Consider the following 15,037-nt stretch of genomic DNA (forward strand, 5'->3'; position numbering starts at 1 on the left):
ATCGCCGCGATGCGCAACGGAATCAGCGGAACCAGTTGAGGGGGTTGGCCTTTTCGGCCACCCAGCGTCCGCCTTCGGCAAGGCGATCCCCGGTCCAGGCTGCGGCATCGCCCACGGCGCGGGCGCCGTCGGCCACGCGCTCGCCGGTCCACACCGCTGCATCACGCACGGCCAACGCCCCGTCGACAGCGCGCTCGCCCAGCCAGGTCGCGCCCTCGGCCGCGCGGTCGGTCGCCCATTGCGCGCCGTCGCCAGCCTTGTCCAGCAGCCAGCTGGCGCCATCGCCAAGCTTGTCCAGGCCCCACTGCACGCCGCCGCCGGCTGTGTCCGCGACATTGTCGACGGCCCGCCCGGTCCACTCGATGCCGCTGGCCACGGCGTCGAACGGCGCGTCGAAACCGACGCGGTCGCCGACATCGCGCAACACGCTGCCGCCGAGGTTGGCGACATTCTCGACGACATCGCCCGCGGTATCGAGCGTGTTGGCGACCACGTCGCCACCGAGCCCGACCACGCCGTCGACCACATCGCCGGCGATCGACAGGCCACCCGCGACATAGCGCCCTTCGCTGAGGTCGGTCCGGATCGTCTCGCCGATCCCGTCGATCGCGCCCGACACTGTCGCGCTGCCATCCCGGTACAGCCCACCGATCCCGTTGGCGAGCGAGCCCAGCTGATTGAGGTTGTGCTCACCGATGTTCTCGACGGTGCTCAGCGCCAGGCCGAGGTTGGTACCCGAGCGGTCCGCGGGTTCGCGCGCGGTGTTCTCGCGCAGCGACTCGACGTAGGACGGATGGTCGCCGCCACCGCCATGCAGGCCCAGCAGATCGAGGCGGCCCATCCCGGCGGGCGGATCGATACGCAGTTCATGGCCGACGGCATCGGGCGGTGAGACGCCGAGGATCCCCGGCAGGTCTTGCTGCGCGAGCGTCAACGGATCGCCGTCGACCACGTAGCGGCGGATCTGGCCGCTATCGGCCAGGTCGCTGCGCGCGCCGTTGGGATTGAAGCCCAGCGAGGCGAGCGTGTTGTTGCTCAGGCCCGAGGCGTTGAAGGTCACGCCCGGCGCATCGGTGGCGAGCATCGCCGCCGAGGCCAGACCGCCGCCCAGCGAATGGCCGGTGATCGCGACGTTGCCGTCGCCGAAGGTGTCCATGGCCAGCTGGGCCAGTTCCATGGCCTGCGAGTACTGCGCGGTCTGCATGCCCAGGCCCTGGCCGCCATTGGCGCGCGAATCGCCGCCCTGGCCCAGGCCCCAGTTGTCGGTGCCGCGGTAGGCGACGACGTACTGGCCCTCGGCGTTCTGGTAGATCGCGGCGTCGAAGCCGGTCTGCGCGTCGTGCAGCTTGTCGGCGGAGATCGGAATCTGGTTGCCCTGGGCATCGACCAGATGGCTGCCGTCCTCACTGGGGACCAGGCGCTGCCAGCCCGCGGCCTGCAGTTCGGCTTCCGCGGCTGTCCCGGTGACGCCGTTGGGGCCGCTCAGCGTGTAGCTGTCGTTGGCCATCAACGAGAAGTGCAGATCGCGCTCGGGTTGCGGCGCGGTGCCCCTCACCTCATTGGCGAAGCTGCCATCGCCGCGCGGGAAGCCGGCGCTGGTGTCGACATGGCTGCGCGGCGCATTCGCCGGCTGACCGGTCTGCGCACGCAGCGCGGGGTCGAGCGCATGGTCGCGCCAAGTGTCGATCGGGTGGCTGTTGCCGGAAACCGGGGACAGGCTCATGACGCGCACCTCGCAATCGGATACCCCGACGATAGGCGTCTGGACGGCCAGCGACAGCTGGTGCGAACCCTAGGCTGCGGCCCCGAAAGGGGATCGAGGTCACGGTTCGCGCCCCTGCAAGCGCGATACCGGCGCCCCTGCGCTCAGTCGGCGTCGGTGACGTTCTTCTCCAGCGGCACGCCGTGGGCCTTGAGCCAGGCGACGATCTCGCGCCGCTCGTCGCGCGCGCGGGCGCTGAGGAGATTGGCCGGGAACGAGAAGTACTCGGCCTGGAAGCTGTCGCCGCGCGAATTGCGCGCCTCCGGGTCGGCACCCGAGCGCAGCAGCGCGAGGATCGCCGCGCCGCCGTTGGTGCGCGCCGCGACGTGCAGCGGCACGTCGCCGTTGCGGTCGGCGATGTCCGGATCGGCGCCGGCCTCGAGCAGCACCTCGGCCTGGCCGGCCTCGGGCGAGAGCAGCGCCTGCACCAGCGGCGTCGCGCCGGTGTGCGGGTTGCGCGCGTCCTTGTCGCCGCCGTGGGCGAGCACGCTGCGCAGGATCGCCGGGTTGCCGGAGAACGCGGCCGCGTGCACCGGTGTCTCGCCGCGCGCGTCGACGCGGTCGGGATCCGCGCCACCCTCGAGCAATGCCTCCACGCTCGCGGCGCGGCGCTGGCGGATCGCCTCCATCAGCAGGGTCTCGCCCTGGCTGCCGGGCGTGTCGGCAGGCACCTGCTGGAGTTGGCGACGGACCTCGGCGGCGTCGTCGCGGCGGACCGCATCGGCCAGCGAGGCAGTCGACGGGCTGTTGAAGGCGTCGTTGCTCATGGAAGGCGGGGCGCACCCGACGGCGCCGAGGAGGACGGTGGCGGACAGCATGACGCGGAAATGGGGCATGCGGGGCATTTCAACCTCCCAACACGGCCTGGCACAAGCGCCGGCACGCCGGGCTCAGCGCCCGAACAGGCTGCCGACGAGGTTGGTCGCCCCCTGCGCCACCCAGCCCACACCGTCGACGACCGTCTCGGCTGCCTGACCGGCGACGTCGGTGGCGAACTCGGCCACATCGCCGGCGCCGTCGATCGCCCCCGACAGCACGTCGCCCGCCCAGCCGCCGACGCTGTCCTTCACCTGGCCGGCGAGCTGGTCGGCATAGCCGTCGACGGTGTCGCCGATCGAGTTCAGCGCGCCCTCGGCCAGGTCGCCGACCAGGCGCGCGCCGCCGAGCACGTAGTCGCCATTGGCGAACTCGTTGGCGACGACCGCGTCGACGTCGGTGGCGAAGTCATGCACGTTGCGCGCGTAGTCGTCCTTGGCCGCGTCGGGCAGCAGGTTCTGCAGGTCGCGGCCGAGCGAGGACGGGTTCTCGTAGCCCGCCTGCCACGGCTGGTGCTCGATCATGCCGGCGGTCAGCGCGTTGGGGCTGTGGCTGATGGCGGCATAGGCCACATTGCCGACGAGGTTCGCGCCGCCGGTGACCAGACCTGTAACCGGATTGAACGGCAGCAACGGCGTGTGCCGTGCGATCTCCACACCGGTGTTGAGCGTTTCGCTCAGGCCCGGCGAGAAGCCCTCGGTCGGACCGTAGTTCGTGAACATCTGGTGCGCGTCGGCGCTGGCCGGCTTCACGACGATCTGCGTGCCGAGCGCGTCGGGCGCGAGCAGGCCGGTCGCCCAGCTGTCCTGCGCATTGGTCAGCGCGTCGCTCGACAGCGAGTAGGCGCGGATCTGGCCACCTTCGGCGGTATCGCGTGCGGCCTGCGGGTCGATGCCAATGCGGTCGAGGGTGTTGGGGTGGATGCCGGACGCGTCGAAGGTCACCGCCGGCACGCCGCTGGCCAGCGCGCCGACGCTGGCCAGGCCGCCGCCCTGCGAGTGGCCGGTGATCGCCAGGTTGGACGGCTCGGCGCGGTCGTCGCCGAAGACGCGTGCGAACTCGCGCGCGGTGTTGACCGCAGTCACGCCGAACTTGTCGCCGTCGCGGGTCTCGTAGCCCAAGCCTTGACGGAAGTTGTTGTCCCAGTCGGCGCCGCCCTCGGCGGTGCCGCGGTAGGACAGCACGTAGTTGCCCTGGCCGTCGGTATAGACCTCGGCGCGGAATTCCTGGTCGTTGGTCGGCACGCTGTCGTTCGCGCCCAGGTACTGCAGCCGCCAGGCCTGCGGGTCGGCCACGCCCAGGTCCTGCAGCTGTTGGTCGGTGACCTCGTTCCAGCCGGCCGGCGGCGCGCCGCGGGTGCCGTAGACGGCCGTCGCCAGCTGCGACAGCGTGACGTCGAACGGCTGCGCCTGGGTACCGCTGGCGACCTCGCCCAGCGTGCTGCCGGCGGGGATCGCGTAGGGCCCGTTGGGCGGGGCGCCGGCACCGGCCGCGGGCGCCTGGACCTGCGGGTGGTACGTCGGATCGGGGCGATAGGACCCGGAGGGCACCGGGGCCGGGGCGCCGCCGGCCGGCACCTCGCGCGGCGGCGGCGGAGGCGGCATCGGGGAGAGGCCACGCACACCGTCTGCGACCATCATCGTCATCGCCGCGCTCCTGCGGATCGTAGGCCTCGACCCTAGCGCGGCGGCGCGATGCAGCGCATCTGGGGCGTACCCCAGATGCCGGCCGCGTTCAGAACGCCGGGAGCACGGCCTCTTGGTAGCGCTGCGCGATGAACGCACGGACCTGTTCGCCGGTCAGCGCGTCGATGAGCTTGCGCACGCGCGGATCCTCGCGCTTGTCCGGCAGGCCGACCAGGAAGTTCACGTACGGCGAGTCCTTGCCTTCGATCGCCAGGGCGTCGCGCGCCGGGTTGAGGCCGGCATCGAGCGCGTAGTTGGTGTTGATCAGCGCCAGGTCTACCTGGTCGAGCACGCGCGGCAGCATCGCTGCGTCCAGCTCGCGGAACTTGAGCTGCCGGGGATTGGCGGTGATGTTGCGCAGCGTGGCCAGCGCATTGGTCGGGTCGTCGAGCGTGATCACGCCGGCATGGTGCAGCAGGATCAGCGCGCGGCTGTTGTTGCTCGGATCGTTGGGGATCACCACCTCGGCGCCCGCGGGCACCGCGTCGAGGCTGTCGTAGCGCCGCGAGTACGCGCCGAAGGGCTCGATGTGGATGCCGGCCAGGGTCACCAGTTCGGTGCCGCGGTCGCGGTTGTAGGCGTCCAGATAGGGCTCGGTCTGGAAATAGTTGACGTCGATCTGGCCCTGTACGACCTGGTCGTTGGGTTGGACGTAGTCATTGAACACGCGCACCTGCAGGTCCACGCCCTGCTCGGCGAGCAGCGGCTTGACCACCTCGAGGATCTCGGCGTGCGGGACCGCGGTCGCGGCGACGGTCAGCCGCTCGCGGCCCGCGGCGGCGCCGTTGTCGGCACTGCCGCACGCGGCGAGGCCGGCCAGCAGCAGGACGGCGGTGGCGAGGCGGGGCAGCAGAGGGGACATGGGCATTCCGGCGCGACGTGGGCCGCCCAGTATCGGGCGGCGCGCGTGCGGATCGAGTCCACGCGTGGAAATCAGTGTGCGACGCGATCAGCGGCGACTGAAGCGCGCCACCAGCCGGTCGCCGAGCATCTGCAGCAATTGCACCATGATCAGCAGCGCGACCACGGTCACCACCGCCACGTCGTTGCGCGAGCGCAGGTAGCCGTCGCGGTAGGCGAGGTCGCCCAGGCCGCCCGATCCGATCGCGCCGCCCATCGCGGTGAAGCCGATCAGCGCGATCGTGGTCACCGTGGCGCCGGCGATCAGCCCCGGCAGGGCCTCGGGCAGCAGCACCCGCAGCACCAGTTGCCGGGTCGTGGCGCCCATCGCCAGGCTGGCCTCGATGACCCCGCGCTCGACCTCGCGCAGCGCGGTCTCGACCAGGCGCGCGTAGAACGGCGCCGCGCCGACCACCAGTGGCAGGATCGCGCCGCGCACGCCCAGCGACGTGCCCATCGCTTTGAGCGTGATCGGGATCAGCACGATCATCAGGATGATGAAGGGCACCGAGCGCAGCAGGTTCACCACCAGCGCCAGGCCGCCGTAGAGCATGGGGCGCGCATGCAACTGGCGCGGGCCGGTGAGGAACAGCACCACGCCCAGCGGCAGGCCGATCAGCAGCGTCAGCGGCAGCGAGCCGGCGAGCATCAGCAAGGTGTCGATCGTCGCCTGGCCGATTTCGGCCCACTTGGCGGCATCGACGTTGGGCAGCAACGGGGTGCTCATCGCGGCAGTTCCTCCACGTGCACGCCGGCCTGCGCGAACCGGCGCAGCGCCTCGTCGGCCTGGGCGCCGGTCACCGCCAGCGTCAGCTGGCCGTAGGGCAGGCGCTTGATGCGGTCGATGCGCCCAGCCAGGATCGTGTAGTCGATGCCGGTCTCGCGCGCGACGCGGCCCAGCAGCGGCTGCCAGGTCTCCTCGCCGGTGAACGTGAGCCGGAGCAGGCGCCCGTCGACGTGTGCGATGTCCTCCTGCAGCGCGCCCTCGTCGATCGCTTCGGATTCGGCAACGAACCGGCGCGTGGTCGGGTGTTGCGGATGCAGGAACACCTCGGCGACCGGACCGCTCTCGACCAGATGCCCGGCATCGAGCACCGCGACACGGTCGCAGACCCGGCGCACGACGTCCATCTCATGGGTGATCAGCACGATCGTCAGGCCCAGCTCGCGGTTGATGCCGTCGAGCAGTTGCAGCACTGAGGCGGTGGTCTGCGGGTCGAGCGCGCTGGTCGCCTCGTCGCACAGCAGGATCTTGGGTTCGGTCGCCAGCGCGCGCGCCACGCCGACGCGCTGTTTCTGCCCGCCCGACAACTGCGCGGGGTACTTGTCGCGGTGCGCCTCCAGGCCGACGCGCACCAGCAGGTCCTGCGCGCGGGCGCGCGCCTGCGCCTTCGACACGCCGGCCAGGCGCAGCGGGAAGGCGATGTTGTCGAGCACGGTCCGGGCCGAGAGCAGGTTGAAGTGCTGGAAGATCATGCCCACGCGCCGGCGCAGGCGCCGCAGGCCGTCGCCGTCGAGTGTGCCCAGCGCCTGGCCGTCGACGGTCAGCGTGCCGCCGCTGGGCGTCTCCAGCCCGTTGATCAGCCGCAGCAGCGTCGACTTGCCGGCGCCCGAATGCCCGACGATGCCGAACACCTCGCCGGCCTGGATCGTGAGATCGAGCGGATGCAGCGCGACGACCTCGCGCCCGTGCACCGGGTAGGACTTGTGGATGCCTTCGAAACGGATCACATGCTGCGCTGCGCAAGAACCGGCGTGCAGGCTAGCAGGCCGGGGCCGTCACTGCGATGCGACATGCGGTGCCGGACGCGCTCAGCCGGCCTGGGCCTGCGTGAACGCGGCGAAGATCGCCAGGGTTTCCGGGCTGACGTGGTGCTCGATGCCCTCCGCGTCCCGCCGGGCGATGGCCTCGGGCACGCCCAGCGCCAGCAAGAATGCCTCGACCACCCGGTGCCGCTCGCGGCTGGCCGCGGCCAGCGCCTCGCCGGCCTCGGTCAGGAACACGCCGCGGTACGGCCGCTGGACGACCAGGCCGTCGCGGACGAGCCGCTGCAGCATGCGCGCGACCGTGGGCTGCGCCACGCCCATCCGGGCGGCGATATCGACCTGGCGCGCTTCGCCGGCATCGGCGATGAGGTCCGAGATCAGCTCGACGTAGTCCTCGGCCAGCTCCATGCGGTGCGCGTTGCGGACCTGGCGGAAGCTCTCGGCCTGGACGTCGGCTTCGAGCAGGGGGGCGGCCGGGCGGTCGCCGCGCGGGGATCGGGCCATACGACGGGGCTCACGGACAATCTCGGCGTCCATTGTCGCCAATCGGCGCCTCCGGTGCCTGCGCTCAGCCGTTGCCGGGCAGCGCGCGGACCTGGGCCGGCCGGCCGCGCGAATCGAGCGCGATCATCACAAAGCGCCCGCGCGTGCACAGTTCGCGCTCGCCGCTGAGCAGGTCCTCGGCGATCACTTCGACCTCGACCTGCATCGAGGTGCGCCCGACCTCGACCACCCGGGCGATCGTCTCCACCAGCTGCCCCTGGCGGATCGGCAGCTTGAAGTCGACCTGCTCGGAGCGCGCCGTGACCACGGTCAGGCGCGCGTAGCGCGACGCCGCGATGAACGCGGCCTTGTCCATCCATGCCAGTGCCTGGCCGCCGAACAGCGTGCCCAGGTGGTTGGTGTGGTCGGGAAAGACGATCTCCAGCATCCGGGCTTCGGTGGAGGGGGCTGATGTGACGGCGGTGGGCATGAGGGCGTCCAATAGGAGGGAATGCGTGGGTCCGCCCCGCAAGCAAGCTGACGGGCCGACACGCCTGAAAAGGGGCGACAGGGTGACGCCCCAAGGCTGAATGGGGGATGCCGGCACGGGCGGCGCGCAATGCGTACAGCGTATCTCCCGCTGAGAACCGCGCGGTGTGCGTCGCAAGCCGATGTCCCTGAAGAGACCGAGCCGCTCGACGAGATCCAGATCTACGCGCTCGACGACCTCAGAATTCCTCGCGAGGAGGTCGTCGGTGGCGGTTGATCGCGGCAGAGCGCAGTGGATGGGTCGCGCGATGTGAGCGGCCGATGCTGTGGCTTGCCAGGATCTGGCGTGATCGTGACCGATGCGACGCGAGGCGCTCTGTCGGACGCCAGCCGCGGTCAGGGCTGGGCACGCAGATGGCGCTCATGACGGCGCGTCGACCGGAAGAAGCGACTTGCGCAGAAAGTGTCGCGAGTGCCCAGGCGGAAAATCGTCCAGGGTGCCGAAGCAGTCATAGCCGTGGCGCTGGTAGAACGCGAGCGCCTGCCAGTCGAAAGTATCGAGGAACGCGCCATGGGCGCCATGGGCGCGAGCCGCGTCCTCGGCGTGTTGGAGCAGGCGAGTTCCCAAGCCCCGGTGACGCATTGCTTCGTCGATCCACAGGACGTGGATGGACAGCCAGCCCAGATAGAGATCCGCAGACAGGCCGCCGATCAACACGCCCTCGTCCTCGATCACCCACTGCAGCGGCACGATCTCGAGCGCGGGCACGGTGGCCCGGTTGAACGTAAACAGGCGCGACGCGATCCAATCCGCTTCATCGTGCGAAGCGACGCGGATCGTCGACGCCACGGGGCGTCAGCCCAGATGCTGGCTGGCGGCCTGGGCGATCTGGCCCGGCGCCTGGAACCCAGGCAGGCGCGCGGCTTCCTCGCCGTCGCGGAACAGTGCCAGCGTCGGCGTCTGCCGCAGGCCCAGGCCCCGGAAGAAGTCTTCGCCGACAATCTCCAGCTTCACCTTCAGCAGGACCAGGCCGTTCGCGGCGTCGGTCGCGGCGAACTTCGCCAGCGACATGTCGAGCATCTTGCAGCCCGGGCAGTCGTCCTTGTAGTAGTCCACGAGCAGGCGCGGATGCGCGGTTAGGGCCGCGGCGTAGTCGTCAGGCGTGGAGGCGTGCAGGGTCTGCATGGGACGGGGTCTCGTGACGGCCGACTATGGTATCGGTCCAGCGTTCGATCTTCAGCGTGTCGCGCTCGCCGTGTGGCATCTGTTCGATTTCCAGCCGCGGATAGGGGCTGGCGAAGAACGTGGCGATGCGATGCACCGCGCCGCAGTAATACTCCGCGCCCCACTGCGTCTCGCCAGTGCCGAACACCGCGACGCGTTCGGGCTTGCCGACCGCATCCACCAGGTCGGCGATGAAACGCTTCATCTCGGAAGGCGTGCGCCCGGCGTTGTCGGTCCAGGCACCGAGTACGTACAGATCGTGCGCGGCGCCATCGGGGCAAACAGACGCGAGGGTCTGGATGTCGGTCTCGATCCAGGTCACCTCGTGCCCCAGCGCCTCGCACCGTGCCCGCACCATCCGGGCGACGTCGCGGGTGTTGCCGCTGAGCGAGCAGTAGGCGAGGAGGATGCGCAAGACGTCAGGCTCAGTATCCAACAACCGGGGTCAGAGTCGATTTTCGATCGAATGGGGTCAGCGTCGAGTTGTCGATCAGGGCGCGTCAAACGATCGGAGCCGATCGGCAAAAATCGACTCTGACCCTGGCTTTCTGGCTTAGAGGTCGTCGAAGCCGTTGTCCGAATTCGTCTTCTTGTACGACGCGTTGCGCATCTCGAAGAAGTCGGTCTTGGTCTCGGTGAAGTTGTCGGCGTAGGCCTTGATCCACGGCATGACGTTGTCGGTGGTCTCGGTGTAGAGCTTCTCGATGCCGAGCATGCCGGCCATCTTGTTGGCGCGGTACTTCACGTAGCGGATCATTTCGTCGACATCGATGCCGTCGATGCCGTCGAGCACCTCGCCGGTCCACTGGGTCTCCAGCTCGATCGCGTGGGCGAAGGCCTTGTGCACGTAGTCGGTGAGTTCGTTGGTCTGCAGCTCGGGGTTCTCGCCGACGATGGCGCGGATCACCTCGCTGATGAACTTGGTGTGCGCCAATTCGTCGCGGTTGATGAAGCTGATGATCTTGCCGGTGCCGGTCATCCGGTTCTGGCGGACCAGGTTGTAAAAGTACGCAAAGCCCGAGTAGAAGTTGATGCCTTCGAGGATCGAGGACTGGATCAGCGAGCGCAGCAGCGTCTCGGCGGTCTTCTCGCGCATGAAATCGTCGTAGGACTCCATGATCGGCGCGTTGCGCTTCTGGATCGTGGGGTGCGTCCGCGCGATCTCGAACACGCGGTTCTGGTTCGACAGGTCGGTGATCGAGGCCAGCACGTAGCTGTAGCTCTCGTTGTGGATCACTTCCTGCTGACCGATGATCGCGGCGTTGGCATGCGCGGCCGGGTCGGTGATGTATTCGGCGACGTTGTAGATGAAGCGCGTCTGCGGCGAGTCGAGCGTGGCCAGCAGGCCGATGATCGAATCGTAGGCGTTCTTCTCGCGCGCCGAGAGCTCGCCGTATTGCTTGGCGTCGCCCTTCATGTCGACCTCGTCGGGAATCCAGAAGTTGGTCGAGAGCTCCTTGTAGGCGCGGTAGAACGACGGGTACGGAATGTCGTTCCAGTTCAGGATGCCGGACGTGCGCCCGTTGATGATGCCGGTCGAGCGGTTGGGGTGACGCGGCTCGAGGATCTTGATGCGGTCGAGCGGCGTAGAAGTCGTGGCCATGATTGCGTTTCTCGTATTGCGTGTCGCGTGCGATCGGCAGAACCGGGGTCAGAGTGCATTTTTCCGTTGCACTCTCGAACCGGGGTCAGTGGATGAAAAATGCACTCTGACCCCGGTTTTAATCTGTAAGTCAGCGCGAATGCGCTTTTAGCTACTGCACCACTCGCATTCGGCGATGTCGATGTCGTTGGAGCGGACGTAGTACGTGGTCTTGATGCCCTCGCGCCAGGCGGTCATGTGGAGGTCGAGCAGGGTGCTGGCGCGGATGGTGCTGGGCACGTACAGGTTGAAGCTGATCGCCTGGTCGACGTGACGCTGGCGGCGCGCGTTCTGGCGCACCGACGCGAACTGGTCGACCTTGTAGGCGCCCTTTTCGTAGAACGGCCAGGTCTCGAGCGACAGCCCGGGGGCGGCGACCGGACGCCGGTAGTCCTTCTTCTCCTCGTAGTAGAACGCCGAGTAGATCGGGTCGATCGACGCGGTGGAGCCTGCGATCTGCGCGGTCGACATGTTCGGCGCGACCGCCATCAGCCAGCCGTTGCGCATGCCGTTGACGCCGACCTTGGCGGCCAGTTCCAGCCACGCGGGCGAGTTGTAGTCGCGGTCGCGGAAGTAGGCGCCGGTGTGCCAGTCGCTGCCGGCGAACACCGAGTAGGCGCCCTTTTCCTTGGCCAGCTCCATGCTCGCCTGCACGGTCAGGAAGTTGATGCGCTCATACAGCGTGTCGCTGAAGTCCTCGGCCTCGGGCGTGTTCCAGTGGATGCCCTTCTGCGCCAGCAGGTGATGCCAGCCGAACGTGCCCAGGCCGATCGCGCGGTACTTCTGGTTGGTGATCGTGGCCTGCGGGACGGGCAACTGGTTGAGGTCGATGACGTTGTCGAGCATCCGCACCTGGATCGGGATCAGCCGCTCGAGCACGTCGGTGATCAGGTCGCCCTGGCCCTCCTGCGGCACGATCGCCCGGCCCAGGTTCACCGACGACAGGTTGCACACGACGAAGTCGCCGGCCTGCTTGGTGGTGACGATCTGATTGCCGGAGATGATCTCCTGCATCATCTTCGTCGGGCTCATGTTCTGCAGGATCTCGGTGCACAGGTTCGACGAATAGACACGGCCGACGTGCTTGTTCGGGTTCTTCCGGTTCACTTCGTCGCGGTAGAACATGAACGGGTTGCCGGTCTCGAGCTGCGACACCATGATCCGCTTGAAGATCTCGATCGCCTTGACGGTTTTGCGCGAGATGCGCTCGTCCGCGACGACTTCCTCGTAGCGCTTGCGGAAGCTGCCGTTCGGGTCGCCCTTCTTCTCGTCGAAGAAGTCCTGCAGGTAGAAGCCCTTGACGCGATGGACCTCGTGCGGGTCGAACAGATACCAATCGCCGCGGCGCTCGACCGCTTCCATGAACAGGTCGGGGATGCAGATCGAGGTGAACACGTCGTGCGCACGCAGGCGCTGGTCGCCATTGTTCAGGCGCAGATCGAGGAAGTTCTCGATGTCGCGGTGCCACACATCCAGGTACACCGCGACCGCGCCCTTGCGCTGGCCGAGCTGGTCGACCGACACGGCGGTGTTGTTGAGCTGCTTGATCCACGGCACCACGCCGCCCGAGGAATTGGGTACGCCGCGGATCGACGAACCCGACGAGCGCACATAGCCCATGTACGCGCCCACGCCGCCGCCGCCCTTGGAGACGCGAGCGATGTCGGTGTTGGAGTCGTAGATGCCCTGCAGCGAATCGTCGACGGTGTCGATGAAGCACGACGACAGCTGGCCACCGACCTTGCCGGCGTTCTGCAGCGTCGGGGTCGCGACGGTCATGTACAGGTTCGACAGCGCCCAGTAGGCCTCGCCGACGAGCTGCATGCGGCGCTCGCGACCGCCGCGGGTCTCGTTCTGCATCAGATACAGCGCGATGGTGAGCCAGCGCTCCTGCGGCAGCTCGAACACGGCGCGCGAGGTGTCGGTGGCCAGATACCGCGTGGCCAGCAGGTACAGGCCGTTGTAGGCGAACAGCTTGTCGCGCTCGGGCTCGATCATGCGTCCGGCTTCCTGCAGCTCTTCCTTGGAATAGGCGCGCAGGATGTCGTTGGAATAGATGTTGCGGTCGGCCAACGACTCCTGCAGGCCGACGTAGGAGCCGTACTTCTGCTCGGCGTCGTAGAAGCGGTTGCGGCTGGCGCGCTTGTACAGGCGGTGCAGGTACAGGCGGGCGGCGAAGAACTCCCATTCGGGCGCGGTGACATCGACCCGGGCCTCGGCCTCGCGGATCAGGTGGTCGACCAGGTCGTCGGCGTTGACCGCGTCCTTGCGCTCGACGAAGCCGAACACGCTGCGCTTGTAGTCGGCGATATCGAGTTGCGGGAACTCGCCGTGGACGCGGTCGATGCTGCGCTCCAGGCGCGCGCGGTCGTACGGGATCCGGCGGTTGCCGGCTTCCTTGGTGATCCAGGTGGAGACGTCGGTGTCGACGTCGGAATTTTCAGCAATTGCGGTTTGCATGGCGGCGCTCGGGGGCGGCGGCACCACGTCGTCGGCGTCGACGGCGGACGGCGCCACAGGGGTGGGGGAAGCGATCGGGGTCGGGGGCGCGTCTGCGGGCGTCGAAGGGGCGGTCGAGACGGTGTCGTGGCTGGTCATGCGTCCTCTCTCTTGGTGTCCAGTGCATTCGCGCACGCCCCGGCCCGCCCGCGTCGGGTCCGGTGGCTGCGGACGGCTCGTGTGGGGCGGGTGCGCCGCGAGACGGCGACGGCGGGTGCCGTCGGGTTCCGCGCCGCGGACCCACCCCTGTGCGGAGCGTCCACAGCGGTCACCGCGCGTCGTGCTTTCGCGCGGCTGTCGGCACGGTACGGACTCATGGGTGAAGGCAGGCCTTCGGTCCCACTGCACCGGATCACTCCGGTGGCGGCGGGGACGTTCCCAATTACCGCTGCGGGGGCAGCACCGGACTGGCGTGGGGCGTCACCGGCTTCCCGTTTTTCATCCACAGGCTTTGTGGCTGCGGAACCGACGTGGCCCAAGATAGTGGGGTGGTCGGACAGCGTCAACGCTAAATGTGGGGCGGGCGCCCGGATCCGCGTCAGGCCGGGAATCGTGCGGCCTCAGCCGCCGGCCGGGCACGGGGCGATGCAGATCCGGCTGCGCCAGGCAACCCCGGAAGAGGCCTATTCAGCCACGGCGACCGCGGTCCGCGCCGCCAGGGCCGTGGCGGTCGCACGCGACCAGCGCGGCCAGTCGGGGGCCGGAATCGGCAGCGGCTGGTCGTGATCGAGCAGCCGGCGCAGGTCCACCGCGGCGTAATGCGGCGCCAGCGCCTGGACCAGCGCGAAGCCGAAATCGCGCAGCACCCGGTCGCGGCGCAGCAGCGCCCAGGTGATGCATTCGGGCAGCAGGCCGTCCTCGACCGGCGGCGCGGCCAGGCCGTCGTCGAGGTCGGCGCCCATTTCGTCGACGATGCCCACGCCCAGCCCGGCGTGGACATAGGTGCGGATCAGTGCGCCGTCGCGTGCGGTCACCGCGAGGTCGGCGCGCAGGTCGGCGGCCGCGAACGCGCGCTGCAGCGACGAGGCGGGCTGTCGGCTCGATTCGTAGCTCACCAGCGGCACGCCGGCCAGGTCGCGCAGCCCGATCGGACGCGCCAATGCGGTCAGCGGATGGCCGGCCGGCAGCAGGACCCGTCGGCCCCAGCGGTAGAGCGGAATCGCCACCAGGCCCGGTGGCGGAGCGCCGGTGCCGCTGAGGATCGCCAGGTCGGCATGGTGTTCGGCCAGCAGCCGCAGCGACTCGACATCGCCTCCGGGCACCACATGCACCGCGACGTCGGGCCAGTCGCGCTTGAGCGCCTGCAGCGCCGGCGGCAGCGCATGACGGGCCTGGGTGTGGGTGGTGGCGATGCGCAGCAGGCCCTGGGCCTCGCGCCGCAGGTTGTCGGCCAGCGCCTGGATGTTGCCGGCCTCGGCGAGCAGGCGGCGGGCGTGCGCAAGCACCTGCCGGCCTTCGTCGGTCAACGCGGCGAGGGCGCGCTGACGGCGGGTGAACAGCAAGAAGCCCAGCGCGTTCTCCAGTTGCGCGAGCTGCTTGGACAGTCCCGACTGGGTCGCGTGCAGGCGGCGGGCGGCCAGGGTGATGTTGTGGCCGCATTCGACGATGGCGACGAAGCTGCGCAGTTGGGTGAGGGTCATGGCCAGGCCCGTGCCGACGGCGGGAATGTTGTCGCACCGCATGGTCGCCCACGGGCGCGACCGGCATGTCCCGCAGGCGACAACACTGTGTGCCGCGATCCGGCGACGCCGCCCGTCTACGCCGTGATC

Annotated in this window: 14 protein-coding genes and 1 riboswitch; all 14 genes read right to left on the reverse strand. The window is 69.0% G+C overall.

All coding sequences use genetic code 11. The features are described from left to right. Window positions 1-22: 22 nt before the first annotated feature. Window positions 23-1,723: an Mbeg1-like protein gene (locus ABE487_RS11505; RefSeq protein ID WP_346448075.1), complete on the reverse strand. Its 1,701-nt coding sequence runs from the start codon at window positions 1,721-1,723 to the stop codon at window positions 23-25. A gap of 143 nt (window positions 1,724-1,866) precedes the next feature. Continuing rightward, complete coding sequence (locus ABE487_RS11510) at window positions 1,867-2,529, reverse strand: ankyrin repeat domain-containing protein (RefSeq protein ID WP_346451562.1); 663 nt, start codon at window positions 2,527-2,529, stop codon at window positions 1,867-1,869. A gap of 123 nt (window positions 2,530-2,652) precedes the next feature. Next, window positions 2,653-4,224: an Mbeg1-like protein gene (locus tag ABE487_RS11515; RefSeq protein ID WP_346451563.1), complete on the reverse strand. Its 1,572-nt coding sequence runs from the start codon at window positions 4,222-4,224 to the stop codon at window positions 2,653-2,655. Window positions 4,225-4,312: 88 nt separating this feature from the next. Continuing rightward, the gene (locus ABE487_RS11520) at window positions 4,313-5,131 is read right to left on the reverse strand and encodes a MetQ/NlpA family ABC transporter substrate-binding protein (RefSeq protein ID WP_346443644.1); all 819 of its coding nucleotides are present in this window, start codon (window positions 5,129-5,131) and stop codon (window positions 4,313-4,315) included. 81 nt (window positions 5,132-5,212) lie between these two features. After that, window positions 5,213-5,890: a methionine ABC transporter permease gene (locus tag ABE487_RS11525; protein ID WP_346451564.1), complete on the reverse strand. Its 678-nt coding sequence runs from the start codon at window positions 5,888-5,890 to the stop codon at window positions 5,213-5,215. Beyond that, window positions 5,887-6,894 carry a methionine ABC transporter ATP-binding protein gene (locus ABE487_RS11530; RefSeq protein ID WP_346451566.1) on the reverse strand — a complete coding sequence of 336 codons (1,008 nt, stop codon included), beginning with the start codon at window positions 6,892-6,894 and terminating at the stop codon, window positions 5,887-5,889. The genes ABE487_RS11525 and ABE487_RS11530 overlap by 4 nt, the downstream gene beginning before the upstream one ends. A gap of 81 nt (window positions 6,895-6,975) precedes the next feature. Then, window positions 6,976-7,434 carry a manganese-binding transcriptional regulator MntR gene (gene mntR, locus ABE487_RS11535; RefSeq protein WP_346443648.1) on the reverse strand — a complete coding sequence of 153 codons (459 nt, stop codon included), beginning with the start codon at window positions 7,432-7,434 and terminating at the stop codon, window positions 6,976-6,978. Window positions 7,435-7,498: 64 nt separating this feature from the next. Continuing rightward, the gene (locus ABE487_RS11540; RefSeq protein WP_346443649.1) at window positions 7,499-7,903 is read right to left on the reverse strand and encodes an acyl-CoA thioesterase; all 405 of its coding nucleotides are present in this window, start codon (window positions 7,901-7,903) and stop codon (window positions 7,499-7,501) included. A 420-nt stretch (window positions 7,904-8,323) separates the two neighbouring features. Then, entirely contained in the window at window positions 8,324-8,752 is a 429-nt protein-coding gene (locus tag ABE487_RS11545; protein WP_346451567.1) for a GNAT family N-acetyltransferase, read from the reverse strand. Window positions 8,753-8,758: 6 nt separating this feature from the next. Next, the gene (locus ABE487_RS11550) at window positions 8,759-9,088 is read right to left on the reverse strand and encodes a thioredoxin family protein (protein ID WP_346443652.1); all 330 of its coding nucleotides are present in this window, start codon (window positions 9,086-9,088) and stop codon (window positions 8,759-8,761) included. Next, a complete protein-coding gene (locus ABE487_RS11555) occupies window positions 9,060-9,542 on the reverse strand; it encodes a flavodoxin (RefSeq protein ID WP_346451569.1) in 483 nt (160 codons plus the stop codon). The genes ABE487_RS11550 and ABE487_RS11555 overlap by 29 nt, the downstream gene beginning before the upstream one ends. A 138-nt stretch (window positions 9,543-9,680) precedes the next feature. Next, on the reverse strand, window positions 9,681-10,730 hold the full coding sequence (locus tag ABE487_RS11560; RefSeq protein ID WP_337243376.1) for a ribonucleotide-diphosphate reductase subunit beta: 1,050 nt from the start codon (window positions 10,728-10,730) through the stop codon (window positions 9,681-9,683). Between the two features lie 147 nt (window positions 10,731-10,877). Then, window positions 10,878-13,367 carry a ribonucleoside-diphosphate reductase subunit alpha gene (locus ABE487_RS11565; protein ID WP_346443655.1) on the reverse strand — a complete coding sequence of 830 codons (2,490 nt, stop codon included), beginning with the start codon at window positions 13,365-13,367 and terminating at the stop codon, window positions 10,878-10,880. Window positions 13,368-13,549: 182 nt separating this feature from the next. Then, window positions 13,550-13,753, reverse strand: a riboswitch (cobalamin riboswitch). 138 nt (window positions 13,754-13,891) lie between these two features. Beyond that, window positions 13,892-14,908: a LysR substrate-binding domain-containing protein gene (locus ABE487_RS11570; RefSeq protein ID WP_346443657.1), complete on the reverse strand. Its 1,017-nt coding sequence runs from the start codon at window positions 14,906-14,908 to the stop codon at window positions 13,892-13,894. Window positions 14,909-15,037 lie beyond the last annotated feature (129 nt).

It is taken from the genome of Luteimonas sp. TWI596 (assembly GCF_039674105.1).
GTDB lineage: Bacteria > Pseudomonadota > Gammaproteobacteria > Xanthomonadales > Xanthomonadaceae > Luteimonas.